The following is a 21798-nucleotide window of genomic DNA, read 5'->3' as shown; positions in this document are numbered from 1 at the left end:
TTGTAATGAAAGCATACGTAAAGGAATTAATACAAATTGTAAGTGAAAAAAATGCCGAAGTTCATAGTGCCTCACTTTTTAGAATTGATCACATTAGCCATCCTGCTATTTATTTGGAACTTGCGAATTCATTAAAAGATAGCAATAACAATATAACGATTAAATTATCCGAAGAAAAATATAAAGAGTTTTCCCGAGAGAAGAAATTCGAATTAGTATTGCAGCAATTAAAAGAAAAGAACTTTATCAGCGATAATCAAAGATTAACGAAATGGCGTAATGAATTCGCTGAAGAAAAGAAAACCATAATTCTCCTTGGCACTGAGAGTGTGCAAGATAAAGGCGGACTAGCAGACTTTTATTCTATTACTCCTAAAGATATTGAAAAATCTATAAATGGAAATTATGCGCAATGGTTTTATGAAATAATTGATATTGAAAATAAAGCTGAAGTAGATTTGGTTAATGTCCTATTTGAAGTTATTTTTAAACTAACACCCGTTAATTTATTGCAGGTAAGCGAAATCGTTGAAGATACGAAAGGAGAGAGGATTACAGAAGCATCCGAATTAACTCGTTTTGTATTAAGTAACTTGTTGGTTTATTTTGGCCTACCAAATCTTAAAAAAGTAGAGACAAAAGCCATTAACAAGTTGGTGAGTACAAAAACATTCCCTCTTTTAGAAAGTGCAGCTAAATTTATTAGACGAGACGAATATAAAGATGGTTTTAGTCCGAGTAAAGAAAAAAAACTAAAACAAAAATTTGAAGAATTTACTAAAACTGAAGATTTCGAGGATTACGAAAAGCAAATTGTAGAGACATTTTCAAATTATGAGACTCTTGAAGATAAAGTTCTTGATTTCGCACGAGGAATAAACGTTCATCAATTAAGAGAAGAACTTGGGCAATTCGATTTCTTTTTACTTAATAAAATATTAGGTGTTAAAACGAAAAAAAATAAGCTAGTAACTCCTAAAGTTCGAGCTATAAGGGGAAATCCTTTGCAAGCTTTTCTAATTATGATAATCGACTATATACAACAAACTAAAGAAGATGGCGATATTGTTGAAGGTAGAGATTTACTTATAGATGTGCAGCAAATCTTACTAGCAGAAGGTTTTGAAGGCGATGATCAAGAAAGTAGATGGAAAGAGCTCTGTATGGCAGTAAAAGGCATCAATGATTATATAAATGATGAGTTAAGTAATGTTGTCAATATCAAATACTTAAATGGGGAAGAAATCTTTGACTTAAATAATTTCAATAGCCCAGTTGTTGGATTTGCTTCTAGTCAAATGAAAATTTCTAAAGTAACATTTCAATTACAGATAGCAGACTTTGAGAAAGTTGAATATATATGGTCTTTCAGTCCTTATGAGTATTGGCTTCAGTCGTTTTCTTATCTCACCATACTAGAAGAGAAATTTGAAGGAGCTGAGGGAGTTTTGCCTGTTTTTAGCGCGGATAATTTAGGTAATCTCTTATCCAGCACTGATACAGCATCCTTTCACTTTCAATTGAAAGAGCATGAAATTATAGCTAACGATGTATTAGATATTTTAAAACATTTGCAGTCAGTAGAAGGTATATTATTTAGTAAATTGCTGCGCTTAGCAGAACCATTTATGGATTTCCTTAATTACATAAATAAAGAAGGCTTTTATAAGTCGATAAATCCTCATTATAGCAACACAGCAGCGCTTTTTGTAAATAAATATACCGAAGTTATTAAAGAAATTTATGAAAATGTCGAGCAGATGAAGCAAGTAGAAAAGGATAGTCTTTACCTCGTCTCTAATTTATTTAACATTATTGCCAAAGAAGATGCAATTTCTACTGTAACTAAGATTGAAGGTGCTATAATCCCGCCTTTTCACCCCGCAATGCTAGAAAAAATAATAGATCAGCAAGCTTACCAACGAAAAGGTATGGCTAAATTAGTTAAAGAAAGTTTAATGTCTGACGGTATCTCTGTTTCAAGACTGAATGCAAAATTCGAAAAAATTGAGAGACAATCAACTATCATTTCTGGAGTAGACACCATTATGAGTGAGAACAATCTGAGTCGTATTCCTACACAAGTTTTGGGATATTTCGCTCTACATGGTACTAATAGTAAAACCACAATTCTAGATAGTTCCAGTTTATTAGAAGTAAGTTCCTCAAGTAAAGAAGAAAATGAAGAAGAATTAGCTTCTAATTCTGCAAAGGCGAAATTAATTCAATCTCATATCCAACAGTACATTGGCACTTTCCCGGCTAATATCGATTCGCTATCTATTGGTTTTGTTAACTTCGAGCAGCTGCAGCCTGTAGTTGAAGGCTTACACGAGTTCATCGGTGCTTATAAAAGTTCATCCCATGGTGTAAATTTAAGACTTGAAATTTTATCGTCAAAAACTAATCATAAAGCTAAAAATTATATGAGTAAGTGGTTAGATAGCGTATTTACTGAAGATGATAATATTATAATTCAAACTTATTTTAATAAATTTGATAATAGCAATATAAATAGTATAAAGAACATTATTGATGAGACACGTTTTGATTTACTATTCATAGAAAACCTTATGGTTACAAAAGAAATTAAATATGAAAAAACTGGGGAGCAAGATATCAAACCTGGAGATACTCGATTCCCTATGGTATTTCATCCAATGCCTGCAAGAAATGATGAAACAGTAAGAAATATTTCCGTAAGTCAAAAACAATTCCAAGCGTCTTTTGCACATTCGCAATTAGTTTTCTGGATCGAAAATCCTTTTGGTGAAAAACAATTATATAGAATTGAGAAAGTGCTAGGTTTTGATGCATCTATTAAAGAAACTCTACAGATCTTACATAAAAATTCTCAATGGGTCATTTCAATGGATGTAGGGCTAGACAAAGCATTATTCGAAAAGGAACAAATTATTAGCTTTGCTACAGGCGAAGGAGCATTTGGTGAGTTAAATGTTGCTATTTCCGCTTCCTCTATTATGAAGAAAGATATTGCTTTAAGGTTAAAAAATCGTTTGAAATCAATTTTTACTTCGTGGGATATGGATATGTGTAATAATTCTGCTGAGTACATGTTAGATTCTTCCACTGCTCTAGATGGTATAAAAGTATTGAAAGCTTTAAATCCTCTTAATTATGAAATTCATAGCTTTTTGTCTGGAATTTTAGCAGTCAAAACTTTAGAAATTGAAGCTTCTAAACCTAATATAATATTAAGAAGTTTTATTTCTTTAGATTCCTACAGTCATTGGTTTAATAATGTACCTAATCGACCTGACTATTTACTTTTAGAAATAGAAAAAGATAGTTTGAATTCTGAAAAGCTGATTATTAAAGCGAATTTAATAGAATGTAAGATGGGGAAAGAAAATCAAGTTCATATAGATAAAGGAACTCGACAATTAAAGAACGGTATCGATTTCTTGGTGGAAGTCCTTAATAGCAAATCCACGGCTAATGATCGACGCTATTGGTATGCTCAATTATACCGGTTGTTAGCTTTTTCTCCGGTGCATGTGACAGAAGATCAAAATATTAAGGGTACTCTCAATCAAAGTTTGTTAAAGATATTAGACGGAGAATTTCAAATTAATTGGGAAGCAACACTTCTCACTTATTGGTTAGATCATAATCGAGAAGAGATTTCAGTAACAGAAAATATGTTAGGGTCTGACAATGTGAAAATTACTCATAAAGCATATGGCCAACTCTACATTCAATCACAATTACTTCCTCCAGAAGAAAGACTAGAAATTGAGTTCATTGCTCCAATATCTAAAGAATTTGATATTTTTGCAGATGATGAAGAAAATTATAAAGAAGTTATCAGAAATATGCATAATGAATTATTTGAAGAAGAATATAAGGAGGTAGTTATACCATCCAAAATACCTCAACTTGTTCAAGGAGATGCAAAAATAGACGTTTATAAAGATTCATACGATAATTTAGCAAACAAAATTAATAATAATTATTCACGAGCGGCCGAAGTACAAAGTGAAATGAAAAAGGATATCGAATCATTAGAAGATAACTCAGAAGGAATCGAGTTACCTGAAATCGTGGTTGAAGAAGTAGAGAAATCTGATCAAAGTCTAGAGTCTATTAGGGTTTTATTAGGCGAAGATACCCGCACAAAGAAAAAAATTTATTGGGAATATGGACATCCAAAACTCGAAAATCGACATATCTTAATTTCAGGCAAATCCGGGGTAGGTAAAACCTATTTTATGCAATGTTTATTATTAGAGTTAGCTAATAATAATATCTCCAGCTTAATTTTTGATTATACGGACGGTTTTAAGAAAAGTAAATTAGAACCAGAATTTAAAGATTCTTTAGGGGATCGTATAAATCAATTTCATGTTCAAAAAGAAGGATTTCCAGTTAACCCCTTTAAAAAGAATATGAAAGAAATTGATGAAGATGACTTCATGGAAGAATCGGATATCGATGTAGCAGAACGCATTCGAAGTGTATTTAGCGCAGTTTATCCTGGAATGGGAGATCAGCAAGCAAATGCTATTTACCGTGCCACATCTAGTGGCTTAAAAAAATATGGCAGTAAAATGAATCTTCAATACTTGAAAGCAGAATTGGAAAGCGATAATTCTGGTAATGCGAAAACGGTTCTTTCAAAAATTGAGCCTTTAATTGATCGTAATCCGTTCGATATTGAAAAAGAATATAACTGGGAAGAGCACCGTACTAAGGATGGAATTGTTTTTGTTGTTCAACTTTCTGGATTTGTTAGAGAAGTACAATTAATTGTTACAGAATTTATTTTATGGGATCTATGGAACTTCAACATATCTCATGGGGATAAGTCGAAACCATTTCCTGTCATTCTAGATGAGGCCCAAAACTTAGATCACTCTGAAAAGTCACCAAGCGCTAAAATTTTGACCGAAGGCCGAAAGTTTGGATGGTCTGGCTGGTATGCAACCCAATTCATGCAAGGGCAAATGGCGAAAGATGAAATACGTCGTTTGCAAAATGCGGGACAAAAAGTTTACTTCTCTCCACCGGAATCGGAAATAAATGATATGGCAAGCTTTTTAAGCACCGATGCTTCAGAACGAAAAGAATGGGCCAACAAATTATCTAAGATTGGCAAGGGCCAATGCATAGTCTCGGGACCTATGCTGAAAGAGAACGGGGAATTACAATATGGAAGACCTGCCATAATAGATGTTACCCCACTGAAAGAAAGGATTTAAAAAATGAAATATCAGTTAAATTTCCATCAAACATTTGCACCTGAAACAGAAGCGCTCGCACAATTGTTGCGAGTAGCTTCTTCTAATTGTGAATATCTTTCAAAAGAAGAACTTTCTTCACTGACAATGATTCCAACTGGAGAAAAGTCAGGTAAGGTAGTACCGCATATTTACTATTCTCAGGCCATGGGGTTAATTAATTTCGACAAAAAAGATAACAAGTATTCTCTATCATTAACAGCTTTAGGAGATGTTATTTATCAAGAAGATCCATTTTTGACTGAAGATTTATCGAAAATTATTTGTCATTACGAAATGTCTAACAAATATGCTCCTACTTTATTATGGTCATATTTGTTTAACCAGTACATTCCTGTCAGCGGAGATGCATTTTCGCAAAACAGTCTTTCTAATGCAGTTACTCGGAAGTTTGACAGCTCAAAAGTCAACTTGTCCCCTCTAAGATCTTTTTATACTGCTGAAAGGTCATTTGCAAGTTTAAATTTTTTATCTATAGAAAATGATGAATTTATTATTTCATCTCATTCTATAAATCCGGTTTATCGGTATGTTTATGCTTATTTGCTTTTTAAAAATTGGGAAATACATTTGCCCACACAATCTGAAATTACTTTTACAGAACTTACCGATACTTTAGGTTTTGGAAATCCATTTGTATGGAATGAACATACTGTGATGGAGGTATTAGAACTGTTGCAGGATCAGGGAGTAATCGTCGTTAATAGACAATTGTTTCCAATTACTATTATTAAACAAGTTTCTTCAGATTATTGTTTAAGTAAACTATATAACTTTTTAATCTAAGTAAAGAAGGTGTACTATGTATCAATTAAAGGATATTTTAAGATTTAAAAAGGAATTATACTTTAATGGAGCAGTTCAAGTGGACTGGTTTTATAACGAAGAAAAACAAAACGAAATAGCGAAAAGTTTTGTGTTCCATGGACCTGAATATTTCGGAGTAGCAGAAAATGATATCGCATTTAAATCTCACCGCTTAGTAGATACCGCAACTTTCACTAATATTCTGGCTAATAAATTGTATGATGAAAGTCCTTTATCAAATTTCTTTATGACAATTGCTCCCTACGGGACGGGTAAATCCCATTTAGCTGTAACACTTGCAAGTCTGTTTAGTGGAGATACAGAAGGACGGAAAAACGTGCTCTCTAATTTACGGAGTGTAGATTCGAAAATTTCTAAAGAAATTTCTGCTTATACATTAAAACCAAATTTAGTATTGATATTGAACGGTATGAAAGACTTTAATTTAAATTACGAGATATTAAATACAACTCAAAAAACCTTAGATATCAATGGTGTAAATGGAGATTTTCTTAAAGATTTAACTAAATCTTATGATATAGCTCGCAATTTTGTTTCTAATACTTTCAAGAACTATGTAAATTTATATGAGAAGTATAGTGAAGAATTATTAAATAAAGTGCCTCTTAATATGTTAAAAGAATATTTGATGGAGAATATTTTGCAAGAATCTAATGTTTTTGAAGTGGTTAATAAGGTTTACTTTGACATAAACGGTACATATATTAGATGGGACGAAGGCGTCTCGGCAGGAGATGTATTAACTAAAATAGCCGATGCCTTATGTGGTGAAAGAGCGCAGTTTAATAAAGTAGTTGTGTTTTTTGATGAATTTGGAAGATATATTGAGTTTGCATCATCTTATCCAACTCGAGCAGGAGATTCAGCATTACAGCAGATTTATGAAGCAGTTCAAGACAGTGACGATAAAATTATCTTCGTAGGCTTTATTCAGTCTGATTTAAAGTCGTACCTCACTCGAGTAGATAGGACTGCTAATATCAATCGCTATATAGGTAGATACGAAGCAAGTGAAAAAGTCCATTTGTCTTCCAATCTGGAAACCATTTTTGCTAATTTAATTGAACGTAAAAACCAAAGTGCTTTTAAAGAGTTAGTGGTTGATAAAATAGACAATCAAATAAATGACTGGTGTTCATACCATGAAGATTTCTTAGCATGGGCTCCTCAAGCTGAAAGCTCAAGTGTATGGGGAAATTTTGAGCACTTTAAAAAAGTTGTATTAGAAGGAATTTATCCTTTACATCCAATGACATCTTGGATGCTTTCTAATCTTTCATCCTGGCTGCAACAACGCTCTTCACTGACTTTTTTAGAGCGGCAGATTGAATTCGAAGGAGAAAGAGAGCTGAGAGAGTTCGGTGACTTGGTAATTGTGCCGGCTACTCGAATAATACGTACAGAATTTTTCAAAGAGCTTCTTGCTGCCGAACAAGAAGGGCGCAAGCAAAGCGAATATGCAATATTATATAATCAAGTTTTGTCTAAATATGACGATAAGTTCGATGAGCGTCAAAGAGAAGTACTTGCAGCGAATTTAATACTACGCATCGGTCGTTTCAAGACTCGAAATGCAGTGGATACTAAAAAAGCATTAGCTTATGCATCGAACCTCTCGATAAAAGAAGTAGAGACAGCAGTAGAACAGTTAGAGGGGAACTTTGGTGTAATTAGTTTTGATGAAAGTGCAAACGTTTACGACTTCGTTGCTGATGCAATTGGAATTAATGATTTTAAACGACTTGTAAACAAGAAGAAAAGTAAGCTGGAATTAGATTTATCTTTAGTATTTGACAACGCTTTGGACGATATCTTACCTCTTGATAAACAAGAAACTGCATTTGGTGGGCATCATTTTATTAAAACAACAGAGTGGCAATTTACTCAAAAAATTGTTCATGTTAAAGATATGAATTTAAGATTTTTAGCTCAACTAAAACAAGAGTGGAAAGAATCAGTAGGGCCGGACACTCCAAAAGGGCGTTTAGTATGGATTTACCTACCTTCTGATATTAGTGAAGAGAAATTAAATAATGTTAAAACTATCTTAATGAAAGAAAAATTTAATGAAGCTCCTATAGCTTTTTGTATTTTAGATGATAAAGATAATAAATTCTATGAAGCCATTCAAGAATATCAAGTTACTAATTTATTCACTGCACCAGAAAAAGAAAAGTATAATCGATTTATTACAGATTTCAAATTGAAAGTCAGTAACGTTTTAGCCGACTCTTTCAATGATCTTGCAACAAAAAGGTTAGTATTAAAGGCTAGTGGAATTGAAAAAATCAATGTAAGGCCAAGTAAGTATATGGAACAACTTTTCATGGAGCTGTATAGCAAAGTTATTCCTTTCCCTTTTACTGAATTTGCTCAAAAGAATTTATCAAAAGGGAAAAAACATTTGTCCCGTATTGGGCGTTTGGTGTTATCGGAAGCTACATTTCAATTGATTCATTCAGAAACTACAGAAATTAGGAATCGCGTTGAGGATCTGCTTTTTGAGAAAAAAGCTGGTTCGTGGGGGTTTTCAATGGAGATTATCAGATAATTTCTCCTACTAATCCCCGTGTTTTATACATTTTTAATGAATGGGATGAAATCCTTGAAAAAGAAGAAAAAATGGAGATTCAAAATATTTTTGATCGATATCAAGTTCCACCATTCGGAATAAATGATTATGCATTAGCACTACTTGTAGCAGTATATTTAGTGCAGCGTAAATCAGAAACTCGCTTAAGAGTGGATGATTCGCGCCTAAAGTTAGAAGAGTGGAGTAAAGTAGTCTTCTTAGATAAGAATGTAGATTTCAAATCCTTATTTTCAACCATTGTATTGCGTATTAATCCTGAAGAGTCTACTGGTCGTTATCTAACGTTATTTAAAAAAGTAAATCAAAATAATGATGTAATAATAGCAAATCAACTTTTCGACGACTATGAAAAATTAAAAAAAGAAGAAGACGTACCTGGGGATCTAGAAGATAAAATGGCACATCTTGAGTATCTTTTAAAAGAAGGAAAACGACTTTATAATAATACAATTCGCAAGTTTGGTAAAATTCGTGCCGACATAGGTGAGGCAACTAGAAAAACAGATGACTTCAAATTATTGTTCGAAATATTAGACACTGTAGAGAATATTCACGGACAAGTAGAAGATTCTGAGAAATATGTGTATAACATTGAACAAATAGAAGAGGCAAGAAAGATTGAAGTGCGGTGTCATAACTATATTGAAGAAACATTTGCTACTTACATTAAAGAATTAAAGTGCCAAAGTCTTGGACAAGCTAGCGGTTTTGATAAGTGGGTAGAAAAAATTATTGATTCCTTGAATAGATATGATTATTTATCAGAAGCAAGACAACTAAAAAGTCGGAAAAATGCAATACTGGATAATTTAAATGAGAGTCTTAAAACTAGAGAAATTGAAGATACTATTAATCAATTTGCTAGAAAGAATGCTCCTTCTACTTCTCTTGGATACCAAAGATTAGTGCAAATTAAAGAAGAAGGCTCGAAAAATATCGAATTTGTAAACAAAAGCAAAGTCGATAATAAAACTAAACAAGAATTGCATCAAATCATAGAAGGTATTTTGCAAAAAACAGGCGATTGCCTTAAAAGATTAAATACTGAAGTTGAAGAAATTTATGATACTATTTACGACTTATCAACAGTAGAAGAGTGTGAAAATTTCTTTATCAAAGTAAAACAAATCTTAAATAAAGAAATAAGAGAAGAAGATCGCGAAGGAATAGAAGAAGCTGCAAACAATTTGCAAAACTTTTTAAATGATATCCAGATACTTCAGGGTATTAAAGAGAATCGCGAGGCTCTTTTAATGGAAATGGGAGCTTTAGAAAGAAAATGGTTGAACATTGAATCTGAAATTGATTTTTCTGTTGTTTTAGAGAATTATGAAAACAGTTTGGTAATGCATTTAGATGAACAAGCTGAGAAATGGGAAGCAAAGTATATTGTTGATGAGAATGATGTAAAATCTTGGGACGTTAAGCAATGCTCAACATGGCTACAGCATACAAATGTAATTCCTTTATATCTAACGAATAAATTGACTAAAGACGTGAATGAATTAGATCTAAAAATTCAAAAACGATTAAGTGAGTTAAATATAGATGCGGTAATTGGATTGTTCTTTGGGTTATCAAAAGTGCAACAAGAGATTGCTTTTAAAAAAATGAAAGAAGTTATAGAAGTGTCACAGTAATTAATGCCAGTAGAGGTTTAAGGAAGTACCATCTTTAGATGTATTTAAATTATATTGCTTTAGGCATTTAAAAAATTAGATTTATAATGATAATAAATTGAAGTTATTTTTTGAGACCATTTTTGTTTTAACATGGTAAAATTATTTAAGTGCTAAAAGAAATAATCGATTAAGATTTTTTTGAAATAACAATTGTCTAATGAAGTGAAAATTGTCTAATGAAGTGAAATTTAATATTCGTATATTTTAATTGAAAAACAAAGAAAAAGGACTCATAGTCTTTTTTCTCTGTTACAATTTTTACTGGAGGCTAACTCCAATGAAAGAAGGTAAGGTAGATGGGCTACAGTCAACATCAAAGTTTCTATTTACGTGATAGATGGATCAGTAAAGCAATTAAGAGCGTAGAAGTAAATAATTCATTTTTCTTTGAAAAAGATGCTTTTGAAAAAATGGGATTGGGTAAGAATATGGTGCAGTCCTTAAAACATTGGATAGTTGCGACGAAAATATATGAAGAAGTTCGTGATAATAATCAAAAATATCATCAAATTACGTCTTTGGGCAATTTCATCAATGAAAAAGACCGGGCTATTAAATATTTTAATACGGCAGGGTTGTTACATCATTCTTTAGCTACTAATAGGGACATCAGTACAACGTGGTATTGGTTTTTTAATGTATATACAGAAACTTCTTTCTCTCGGGAAGATGTTCTTTCTGAACTTACTAATTGGGTTCAGAAACACGAAAAGCGAGTTGTTTCCGAAAACTCGTTGAAACGGGACATTGATTGCTTAATTAAACTTTATACTAGTGGCGGAAGCGCTGCAGATCCTGAGGAAGTTATACTAAGTCCGTTGTATAAATTGAATTTATTGGAAGAACGTAGTGGGGTTATTTATAAAAAAGAAGCGAAAATGGATGAAAGTAACTTGTTGCTAGTAGGTTATGCGCTGCTTAAATACATGCAAGGACGAAATTTGAATTCTGTCAGTATTGATGATTTAGTACATAAAGAAGAATTGATAGGGAAATTATTTAATATGAAGAGATCTTCGATAGTGAATTTGATTAGCACGTGGACAGAGCATGCAGAATTTCCAGCTGTTTTCACAAGAACGAATAATTTGGATACCTTGCGTCTTCCGGAAGTTTCTCCAGAAGAATTTATTTATTATGAGCATGAGGGGAAAGGTAGAAAAAATTTATGATTACTCAAGATAAAAAAGTATTTACTACCAGTATCAATTTGAAGTTTGATATCGGAAACAAAGAATTTGTTCAACGTTATTTGCCCACCCCTTCTCATGCAGAATTTCTAAAAGGCATTATAGGGGCGTTCTTAGGGGACGGTAAAAATAATTCGCATATTATGATAGGACCTTATGGAAGTGGGAAGTCTTTGGCAGCGACAATTGTAGCGGATATTTTCTCCGACAATATTAATAATCAAGACTTTAATAAACTAATTAATAAGTTTAAAGATGTAGATCAGGAAATTTTTCAAAAACTTAATGCAGCTAAACAAGAGAAGGCAATGTTTATTCCTGTAGTTCTTTCTGGAAATGAAGGTCCTTTTAGCAGAACAATTATAAACTCAATTGCCAAAGCAGTGAAAAAGACGGGGTATCAAATAGATATACCTGGAGAAATTGAAGAAATTTACGGTGTCTTGTACAAGTGGGAATCAGAATTTCCGAAAACCTTCAGTCTATTTAAGAAATCGTTGAAAAATCGTTCCTATACATTAATTCAATGGAAAAAAGAACTTAATAATAATAATCCAAAAGAGATCGAGTGGTTCATAGGAGAATATTCTACCTTAAGTGCTGGCGCAAAATTTCAAGTGGATTATGAAGCGAATTTCATAGATAAAATCACGCATATTATTGCGCAATTGAAGGAAGAAAATATTAGAATTTTCATTGCATACGATGAATTTGGACGATTTCTTCAATCATTGGAAATGTCACAAGTTTATAAGACGATGCAAGACTTGCAGGATTTAGCAGAAGTGGCTGGGCGGAGTGAAAACACCATCCAACTTTTGCTTATATCTCACAAAAATATGTCGCAATATATGTTAGGGCATAATGAAGAGTTTAAAGCGGAATTCCAAAGAATTGAAAAGCGATTTAAGACATATTTTGTAGAAAGTGATAAAGCCACTTTTTATAGAATTGCGCAAGAATACACTAAAAACATGCAAAAAGACTTGATGTTGCTCAATCTTGAATCAGCAGATTCCAAATGGATCTTAAAAAAATATAACTTATTTAGTGAATTAAACCATCAAGAAACTGAACGATTGATCGTAGAAGGTTCTTATCCTTTACATCCACTAGCATTATTTTTGTTGCCAAGGTTATCTAATATTTTTGGACAAAATGAACGAACCCTGTTTACTTTCCTAGAAAGCGAAGAAACGGGTGGTTTAACTAACTTCGTTATAAAACAAAAAGAAGGGATGTATTATCCTCATATTCTTTTTGATTACTTCTTTCAAATTTCGATGAATGAATTTTTGGGAGATGAATCATTTAAATCTCTGAAAACGTTCGCTAAAATCACGAATAAAATGAGAGGAACTAAACAAAACAAAGGGCAACTAGATTTGCTGAAAATGATCACTTTATGGGATTTATCAAACTCAACAAATATCGTTAAATTGAACGAAGAGTTATTGATGTTTGGAACAGGTCAACATTTAGAAGAGCTGAGATTGAATTTAGAAAAGTTGGTCCAACAGAAAATGCTACGCTTTAATCGAGTGTTAGGGCTGTGGGAATTGAATGAAGGCAGCTCGGTTTTAGTTGATGAGATGTTGGACGAAGAAAGAGCTATATTGAAAGTCAGCAACGAAAACCGCTTAGACACATTAAAAAGTCTTCTTGAAAAGAAATTTTATCTTGCAACAGATTATAATGACGATATTAATATTACACGTTTTATGCAAGTGAATATTTTGACAACAGAACAGTTATTAGAAAAAGGCTTTATGAAAAAAATACAATATGATTCAGATGGTTATATTTATTATATAATTCCAACTGATGAAAGTTCATTTTTGAAAGCCATATCCATGATTGCACCTGTTCAAGATAATCGAGTTATTTTCTCCTTGACTAACAGAAAATTCAAATCTATCAAAGTCTCTATAGATAGACTAATTGGATTACAATCCATTTATTCGAATAAGAAGCTCCTCTCAGAGCATACTCGTCTAGAAGAAGAAGTTAGCGTATTAATGGCAGAAACTCAATTTGAGATTAGAGAGTTTTTGAAAGACTTCGAAAACTTCAATGAAAATGTTTCCTGGTATTATAAAGGACTAGAGATGGCTGTGACTCATCCTGTTCAATTAGAAAACAAAATCAGTGAAATCATGTATGAGTTATATCCATCCACACCTGAAATCAGAAATGATTCAATTAATAGAAGAAATTTGAACGGTATGCAAACAAAGGCCATTTATACTGTATTGGATAATGTAATCAAGAATTCGCAATTTGAGCGTTTGGGCATCGAGGGCCAAGGTCCGGATTATTTAATATACGCTACGGTATTTAAAAATAATAAATTAGATGTCAGCAATTTAAATCACGTATCATATGAACCGTATAATTTGTTACGCCGAGCGCTATTGGAATACATCAAGAATCACAGAAAAGCTTCGGTGAAGGACTTAGAACAAATGTTTATTGCGCCGCCATTTGGCATTCGAAAACCGCTTATTCCGCTATTATTTGCAGGGCTTCTACGAGATGTTTGGGAGCAATTGACGTTTTATCGGAATGGAATGTATGTGACGGCAATTGATGCTGAGAAACTTTACGGGATATTTAAAGAGCCCGCTGAATATGAATTTGTTTTTAACGATTATTCATCTGAATTCTTACAATTTGTAAGTGGTGTCGAAAAAGTATTCTATGAGTACGAGAGTGAATATGTAAGAGACCAGACAATTGTCATTAGAGCAAGCAGTGGCTTGTTGAATTGGCTCCGCCAATTGCCTCGACATTCTCAAACGACAGAGAAGATGCCCGCCAACTTACTTGAGTTCAAAACAATGGCTCGAAGAATTGAAGTTAATCCTATAAATAGTCTGGAATTGCTGCAAACTAAGTTTGAAAGTTCGCTTTCATTAGCAGAAATGAAAAGTGAATTAGAAGGTCATTTTGAAACGTTCAAAGAGGAGGTAACAAATAATCTCTATGAGACTTTCCAAGTATCTTCTTTGGACGCGCTAAAAGACCGATTGATGACTTATTCCGCGGATCTAGTGAAGAGAAATCGATTATTAAAGTCGATTAATACTATCGCGGATAATTTTATTGAACAATTTGCTTTAAATTACACAGGAGTGGAATTAGGAAATTGGTCAGACACAACATTTGATTTATTTGTTCGACAGATGCAGAATGATTATAGGGATATGGAAATGTCTTCCGAAACCAAAGATACAATCCTATTAGGATACAACGATTCGCAGAAATCCATTAAAAAAATTGAGCTTTCCAATAAAGCCATAACGGTTTATGAAAATGTAAATCGAATCATTAATAATGCTGGAAGAAGTGTCCCAAGAGAAGAAATAGAATATCTAGTTTTTAAACTACTAGATGAGTATATAGAATAAGAGGAGGAGCTATTTTGGAAAGAAAAAAAGTGCACGTAGCGATGTATAGCGGCGGTGCTTCTAGTGCGTATGTGGCCTATCAGATGGTCCAAGCACACGGGAAAGAGAACAGTATCTTGTTCTTTACAAATACCTTGTGGGAAGACGAAGACAATTATCGTTTCATGTATGAAGTTGCAGATTATATCGGAGTGGAAATTACGGAAAGAGTAGATGGTAGAACTCCTGAAGAAGTATTTTATGATTATCGCTTCTTGGGAAACTCTCGATTAGCGAAGTGTTCAGAAGAGTTGAAAGTACAGCAAACCATCGTATTTTTGGAAGAATTAAGAGATGTGCATAACCTTGAACCGATTCTTTATTTCGGTATCGGGCCTCACGAAACACATCGATCGGATAACCTGAAAGACTTTTATGAACATCGTCCATTAGAGCCGATTGAAACAAGGTTTCCGATGATTGAAACTTTTAGAGAAGACATTGATGTGAAATCTATTATTGAAGAAGAATGGGGCATCAAGCTTCCGAGAATGTACGCTATGGGGTTCTCACATGCAAACTGTGGAGGACGGTGTGTACGTGGTGGCTTCCAGCATTACGCACAGCTGTACAACGTATGGCCAGAACGTTACGCGTTACAAGAAGAGATGGAAGAAAATTTCCGAAAAGACTTCGAAAAAAATGTATCTATTCTTAAAAAAAATGGTGGACCCTATACTTTGCGTGAGTACCGTGAACGCATGGATCGAGAAGGCGTGGAGAACTTCTTGAAAATTCAAGATGAAACAGTTCCTTGTGTATGTTCATTTTCATAGTTATATAAATAGTTGGATGAAAAGTGAGGGGTTTGGGTCTAAGTAAACTCCTTACTTTTTAAAATTGTTGAATTTTCTAATGCTAAAATAATCTTTTCTTTCACCCTCGATTTAGTATAATAGATCAGTTGTGTCACCAATTGTTCCCTTTAAAATGTCACAATTACTATAGTACAGGTATATATTTTTCTAACCTGTGACTTCCATTCGGTGTAAGAGGTAAAGTCTATATTGCCTTGCTTCCGAATTCTTTAATAGATCTCTTCTAAAGATCATTTTCCCTCGATTGAAATTAAAGAAAGTACTATTTCCTCAAGCCATTTATTAGAATTCCTCACTCTATCTCCTTTTTTCTCTTTTACACTGAAAGACTTCTTCTGTAAGTAACTTTAATATTAATAAATACATAGTAGGAAAGGAGCAGCTAACTCTGCAATATAATATTTAATTTAAGTGAGCAGTTAAAATGTATAATTTGCCTTGAATTAAGTCTTTTTTTAAAGAAAATCTCCTTCAACCAATAGCTATTACCCTACGAAAAGGTTATCATAAAAGCAACTGCTAAGGTCATTTGGCGAACAAATACCTTAGTAATTAGTGGATCATCTAAAAAATTCAAGGGGGCTATCAAGTGGCTTATCAACTAGGAACGAACTTTAAGCTGTTTACATTGAACTCAAATCCAGAACTGGCCCAGGAAATTTCTGAGTTGCTTGGTCATGATTTGGGCAAGAGCTCGATTGCGCATTTTAGTGATGGAGAAGTGCAAATTCACATTGAGGAAAGTGTGCGCGGGGCGGATGTGTATCTGATTCAGTCGACATCGCAGCCGGGAAGTGAACATGTTATGGAGTTGCTGATCATGATTGATGCGTTAAAACGTGCATCGGTCAACAAGATCAACGTGGTGATTCCGTATTATGGCTATGCGCGTCAAGACCGCAAAGCGAGTTCACGTGAACCGATTACAGCCAAACTGGTAGCGAATATGCTGGAAAAAGCAGGCGCCAATCACGTCATTACGATGGATTTACATGCGCCACAAATTCAAGGATTCTTTAATGTGCCCGTCGATCAATTGCTCGGTGGCAAGATTTTAGAAAAGCATTTCTACGATAAAAACTTAGACAATGCCATCGTGGTGGCTCCGGATAACGGAGGGCTTGGCCGTGCGCGGAAACTGGCTAATCATTTGGACGTGCCGATTGGCTTTATCGACAAACGCCGCATGCATCCGGATGAGCCGGAAACGGTCAACATTGTCGGCGACATTAAAGGTAAAAACGTCATCATCATTGTCGATATTATCGACACGGCAACAACTGTTGCAGCTGCGGCGAATGTGCTCGTGGAAAACGGGGCAAAAGCCGTTTATGCTTGTTGTACGCATGCCGTGTTATCAGGAGATGCCATTCAAAAAATCAACGATTCGGCGTTGACGGAATTGGTTGTGACCAACACGATTCGTGTCGGGGATGAAAAACGCATTCCCAAGCTGACGATTTTGTCAGTGGCTCCGTTATTGGCTGAAGCGATTGAACACGTGCATAACGAAAAACCGGTTACGCCTTTGTTTGAATAAATCGATTAGCAAAAAAGCCTTTCCCGATTCCTTAACTGGAATCGGGAAAGGCTTTTTTTGAATTTCGGTTATTGCTTACTTTAACGTCGCATTGAAAATTTCGCCAACGCCATCATTCCCGATTTTAATGATTTCTAGTCGGTCGGTCGGTTTGATAAAAATGGTTTTGTACTGTTCTTTGCCATCTTGATCGCTAAGTAGCAAAATTCGTTTTTCCGAAACATCGGTTACTGTTTCAAAGTTATACTCCCCGTCGTCAATTTGGTCTATAATGGTCGCGTACTCCGGCAAAGAAGCCCATTCTCCCTGATCAGCAGTTGCAGCAGCATCAGCAGACTCGCTTTGAGTGCTGTTTGTTTCTTCTGGAACAGGTGTTGTTTCGTCGGGGGCTTTGTCACTGCAAGCTGTTAAAAACAGTGCAGCCATTGAAACCATCATTACTTTTTTAATCATCTTTTAAAATCTCCTTTTGCTTGGGTGTTCAGTCTTGTGTCGTGCTTGTTAATGCTAAAACGATACGGTCTATGCCTTCTGACAATGTGGTTCGTGGACAAGCTGCATTTAATCGTAAATACCCCAGTCCAGCGGGACCATACTTGCTTCCCGGTTCTAATGCGACTTTTCCTGTTAGCAGTAGTTTTTTCATCACTTCTTCTTCAGTCAAGTCCAACTTGCGGTAATCGATCCACAACAAATAAGTCGATTGCGGCTTCATAACGTGTAAGCCGGGAATTTTTTCTTCTAATGCGCTACTCGCAAAATCGATATTGTCTGAAATAGTGACTAGCATCCTTTCAAGCCACTTTTCGCTGTCATTGTAAGCCGCGGTCAACGCAGTAGGCGCAAAAGCATTCAGCATACCAGAGCCGTGTGCGAGCGCGTGCTTTTCGAGTTTAGCGCGTTTGTCTTTGTCAGTTGCAACAATCATGGCCACTTGAATGCCCGCCAAGTTAAAAGTTTTGGTCGGTGCAAGACAGGTGAAAATGCGATTGCTTTCACTGCCAGCAATTTTGGCGAGTGGGGTATGACGACTTTCGCCTATCATCAAATCACCGTGAATTTCATCAGAAATGATCAGCACGTCGTATTTTGCGCACAGTCGAATAATTTCTGTTAGTTCATCGACCGTCCATACGCGACCGCCTGGATTGTGCGGATTGCATAAGATAAACAAAGCCGCTTCTTGTAACTTTTCTTCAAAATCGTTGAAATCTATCGTGTATTGCCCGTTTTGCACAACAAGTGGCGAATACAAAACTTGGCGATCTTGATGTTCAGCAAGTTGGAAAAAAGGAGGGTAGACGGGTGGCGTCACCACAATTTTATCGTGTTTTTCTGTAAACGTTTCAATAATCGATGCAATCGCTGGAATAATGCCTTGGTGAAATAACATCCAGTCTTTGTCGATTTGCCAATCGTTTCGTTTGGCTTGCCAATTGATGACAGCAGTACGACATTCTTCGCACATAAACGAATAACCGAATATCGAATGCTCGACGCGGTCATGTAAGGCTTTTAAGACAGCGGGAGGAGCAGAAAAGTCCATATCTGCAATCCACATAGGCAAGATGTCTGAAGTTTCTTCTAATCCGTAAATAGCGCCAAGGGTATCCCATTTTACCGAACGAGTATTTTTTCTATCGTATACTTGTTGAAAAGAATTCATATTCGTAGCTCCTTTATCCAATTGATTTGCCCAATAAACACACTAGCTAATTGAAGCATAGCCCGTCTCTTGCAATCTTTCAAGCGCCTTTTCCAGTGAATTCTTAAAATAGCGATAGGCGACCTATCCAAAATATGCCATAATATGAATAAGGTGATGGAATTTTAAAAAACTAAAAATAGGGAGTGTCCCTTATGAACATGCAAAAAACACCACAAGAAAAAAGAAATCACTTGAAACAAAATGAACAAAAGAACAATCCTGGAGGAAACGTGCGTGATGGATTAGACAATGGAGCGGGAAGTGGCAATTTAACAGATATCGCAGGGGATATGGGCTGGAAAGGCATGACCTTATTGATATTGGTGTTATTTGCAGGGTACGTGATCTATGTTAGTTTTTAATTGAAAAGGGGGCAATGGCATGTTTTGGCTGAAATTCTTTTTGCTGATGGCATCAGTGTTTGGTGTGATTTGGTTCGTGAAATGGGTTTTGAGAAAAACCTTTAAGATTAAGAAAGAGAAAATCGATTGGTTTTCGTATAACCATATAAACAATTTGCATAAGAAAATCGATTGGACAATTCGAATTGCGACAATGATTGGGTCGATCTTCGTGATCTATTTGTTCGTTTTCAAAGAATATCCAATCGCTCTTTACTTAATTGTCTGGGGTGCTTTTATAGTCATCGATTACTCCGTGAGAGCCTTTTTTGAATGGAAATACACCGATAATCCAAAACAATGGATATTGACCATGAGTGAAATTACGATTTGGGTCATTGTGGCGAGTATTGCAATGATTCAATTGGATTTGGTCAATTTACGACTATAAAAGCTAAAAAACACATCCTTCCTTTAAAAGGCCGGATGTGTTTTTCAATTAACTGGCTAGTTTGGTGTTGCGGACAAACAAAGAGCCTACCAATCCCACAATAGCAGCTACCAACACAGCATAAAAAGCGAAATTTGTACCAGATGCTAAAAATGCTGCCGGATTGACAGCGCCAAACTCGGCAATGTAGTTTTTTTGACCGGCTGTAAACAACGTAATGGCAATCGCTGTCCCTGCAGCGCCTGCAACTTGAGTCAGCGTATTCATAGCAGCCGAACCATCAGCATACAAATCGGGAGGTAACTGATTCATAGCATGAGTTTGTGCGGGCATAATGGCCATTGAAACTCCTAAGAACAACATACAAAGTGCAGCGATCACTTGCCATACAGGTGTTGTAGCCGAAAGAATCATGATAAATAGTAAAGCGGCAAGAGTCATAAAAGCAAATCCAGCTCGCGTATAAATGCGGGCACCTACTCGGTCAAAACTAGAGCCGACAATTGGTGCCATTAAGATATTTAGAAAGTTGGCCGGTAACATCAACAGTCCTGCGGCAATCGATGAATAAGCGAGGACACTTTTTAAATAAATAGGAATTAGAATTGATACTGAAAGAATGACGAATAACGTCGCGAACATCAACAAAGTACCCAACGAAAACATTGTGTACTTAAACACACGCAAATCAATCATCGGGTGTGTCATTTTCAACTGACGCAACACAAATAGCAACAATGCGACAACGCCGACCACTAATGGCCCCCAAACAAACGGATTTGCAAAAGGTGTTTCTGCCAAAGTCGCGAGAGAGAAGATGATTCCGCCAAAAGCGAGAGTAGATAGCAATAGCGAAGCCACATCAATAGTTGGTTTCGAGATAATGGAAACATTTTCTACTTTTAAAGAACCTAGCAAGAGCAAAACATTTAACGCGATCATAACCACAAAAATATAATGCCAGCTGCTCACTTGAATGATTAATCCACTCAATGTAGGCCCTAAAGCAGGACCTGCAGTGATTACCAGTCCAACAATCCCCATAACCGATCCACGTTTTTGAATCGGAAAAATCATGAGAACAACGCTGAACATTAACGGCAAGAAAATACCTGTGCCAATGGCTTGTATCAGCCGGCCAAGAAGCAGAACCGCAAAATTAGGTGCCAGTGCAGCGAGAAGTGCACCAAGTGAAGAAATCAGCAATGCTGAAACGATTAGTTGGCGTGTGGTAAACCAGCGAACCAAATAAGCAGATAATGGCACTAGCGTAGCCAACACCAACAAATAACCAGTCGTTAGCCACTGTGCTGTGCCTGCGCTAATAGCTAAGTCGTCCATAATATTTGTTAACGCCATATTTAATGCGGTTTCGCCAAACAACCCGATAAAAGAACCCAGCATTAAAATGCCTGCGATCAGTTTTGGTCTTTGAACGTGTACGTGAGATTCCATAACTCAACTTCTTTCTCTAACTTTAGTTTTGACTGGTGAAGTTTCTGGTTATCCGTTAGTTTCCATCGGATTAATAAGTCCATGTGCAACTATAGCAAAATTTCTTTACAAAATTCAATGACAATCAAAGTAATCAAGAGAACACACTCCACATACTTGTCATAACTTCTTTTCAAAAAGTCACAAAATGCAAGATCTCCTATAATAGCTGAAAAAAATACACTTAAGTTTCAACAGAAAGCATGTGAGGTTAAAGAAAGTACTCACGAATAACCTGCTGTGACAACGATTGGCGACGTGCTACCACTTTTCGGAAAATCGCAATAGATTTTTCGTGACTAAAGCAAAAAAAGTAGATCACTTTGTCGTTATTTTATGATTATTCATAAAAACAGCTTACTTTTTCGTGCCATAGACTATATAGTAAGAAGGTGAAATAGATTAATAATTCCAACTAGTTAAGTGGGTTGAGGATCGGAAAA

At 35.2% G+C, this 21798-nt stretch carries 13 protein-coding genes; 10 read left to right on the top strand and 3 right to left on the bottom strand.

Annotated elements, in window-relative coordinates:
• Positions 1-5 precede the first annotated feature (5 nt).
• From I858_RS15345 to I858_RS15310, 8 genes are all read left to right on the top strand, one after another.
• On the top strand, positions 6-5222 hold the full coding sequence (locus I858_RS15345; RefSeq protein WP_049693709.1) for an ATP-binding protein: 5217 nt from the start codon (positions 6-8) through the stop codon (positions 5220-5222).
• A 3-nt stretch (positions 5223-5225) separates the two neighbouring features.
• Positions 5226-6047: a DUF4007 family protein gene (locus I858_RS15340; RefSeq protein WP_049693708.1), complete on the top strand. Its 822-nt coding sequence runs from the start codon at positions 5226-5228 to the stop codon at positions 6045-6047.
• A gap of 16 nt (positions 6048-6063) precedes the next feature.
• The gene (locus I858_RS15335) at positions 6064-8640 is read left to right on the top strand and encodes a hypothetical protein (protein ID WP_065524426.1); all 2577 of its coding nucleotides are present in this window, start codon (positions 6064-6066) and stop codon (positions 8638-8640) included.
• On the top strand, positions 8610-10322 hold the full coding sequence (locus tag I858_RS15330) for a hypothetical protein (RefSeq protein ID WP_065524427.1): 1713 nt from the start codon (positions 8610-8612) through the stop codon (positions 10320-10322). The genes I858_RS15335 and I858_RS15330 overlap by 31 nt, the downstream gene beginning before the upstream one ends.
• A gap of 338 nt (positions 10323-10660) precedes the next feature.
• Positions 10661-11536, top strand: coding sequence for a DUF4007 family protein (locus I858_RS15325; protein ID WP_049693706.1), 876 nt, complete (start codon positions 10661-10663; stop codon positions 11534-11536).
• Positions 11533-14964, top strand: coding sequence for a hypothetical protein (locus I858_RS15320; RefSeq protein ID WP_049693705.1), 3432 nt, complete (start codon positions 11533-11535; stop codon positions 14962-14964). The genes I858_RS15325 and I858_RS15320 overlap by 4 nt, the downstream gene beginning before the upstream one ends.
• Positions 14965-14978: 14 nt before the next feature.
• Positions 14979-15779 (top strand): hypothetical protein, encoded by an 801-nt coding sequence (locus I858_RS15315; RefSeq protein WP_239457186.1) that lies wholly within the window; start codon positions 14979-14981, stop codon positions 15777-15779.
• Positions 15780-16410: 631 nt separating this feature from the next.
• Entirely contained in the window at positions 16411-17361 is a 951-nt protein-coding gene (locus tag I858_RS15310) for a ribose-phosphate diphosphokinase (protein WP_049693703.1), read from the top strand.
• Between the two features lie 75 nt (positions 17362-17436).
• On the opposite strand, the gene I858_RS15305 is transcribed toward I858_RS15310, so the two are convergent.
• Together I858_RS15305 and I858_RS15300 are read right to left on the bottom strand one after the other, a co-directional pair.
• A complete protein-coding gene (locus tag I858_RS15305; protein WP_053221270.1) occupies positions 17437-17814 on the bottom strand; it encodes a hypothetical protein in 378 nt (125 codons plus the stop codon).
• Positions 17815-17842: 28 nt separating this feature from the next.
• Entirely contained in the window at positions 17843-19027 is a 1185-nt protein-coding gene (locus I858_RS15300; RefSeq protein WP_049693702.1) for a MalY/PatB family protein, read from the bottom strand.
• Between the two features lie 194 nt (positions 19028-19221).
• On the opposite strand from I858_RS15300, the gene I858_RS15295 reads away from it, so the two are divergent.
• Both I858_RS15295 and I858_RS15290 read left to right on the top strand, forming a co-directional pair.
• A complete protein-coding gene (locus I858_RS15295) occupies positions 19222-19431 on the top strand; it encodes a DUF6366 family protein (RefSeq protein WP_049693701.1) in 210 nt (69 codons plus the stop codon).
• Between the two features lie 19 nt (positions 19432-19450).
• Positions 19451-19861, top strand: coding sequence for a DUF4181 domain-containing protein (locus tag I858_RS15290; protein WP_049693700.1), 411 nt, complete (start codon positions 19451-19453; stop codon positions 19859-19861).
• A 48-nt stretch (positions 19862-19909) separates the two neighbouring features.
• Here I858_RS15290 and I858_RS15285 read toward each other — a convergent pair whose 3' ends face one another.
• Positions 19910-21316 carry a DHA2 family efflux MFS transporter permease subunit gene (locus I858_RS15285; protein ID WP_049693699.1) on the bottom strand — a complete coding sequence of 469 codons (1407 nt, stop codon included), beginning with the start codon at positions 21314-21316 and terminating at the stop codon, positions 19910-19912.
• Positions 21317-21798 lie beyond the last annotated feature (482 nt).

Origin of the sequence: Planococcus versutus (genome assembly GCF_001186155.3) — a bacterium.
Lineage (GTDB): Bacteria > Bacillota > Bacilli > Bacillales_A > Planococcaceae > Planococcus > Planococcus versutus.
This window is presented reverse-complemented; position numbering and strand designations above follow the sequence as displayed.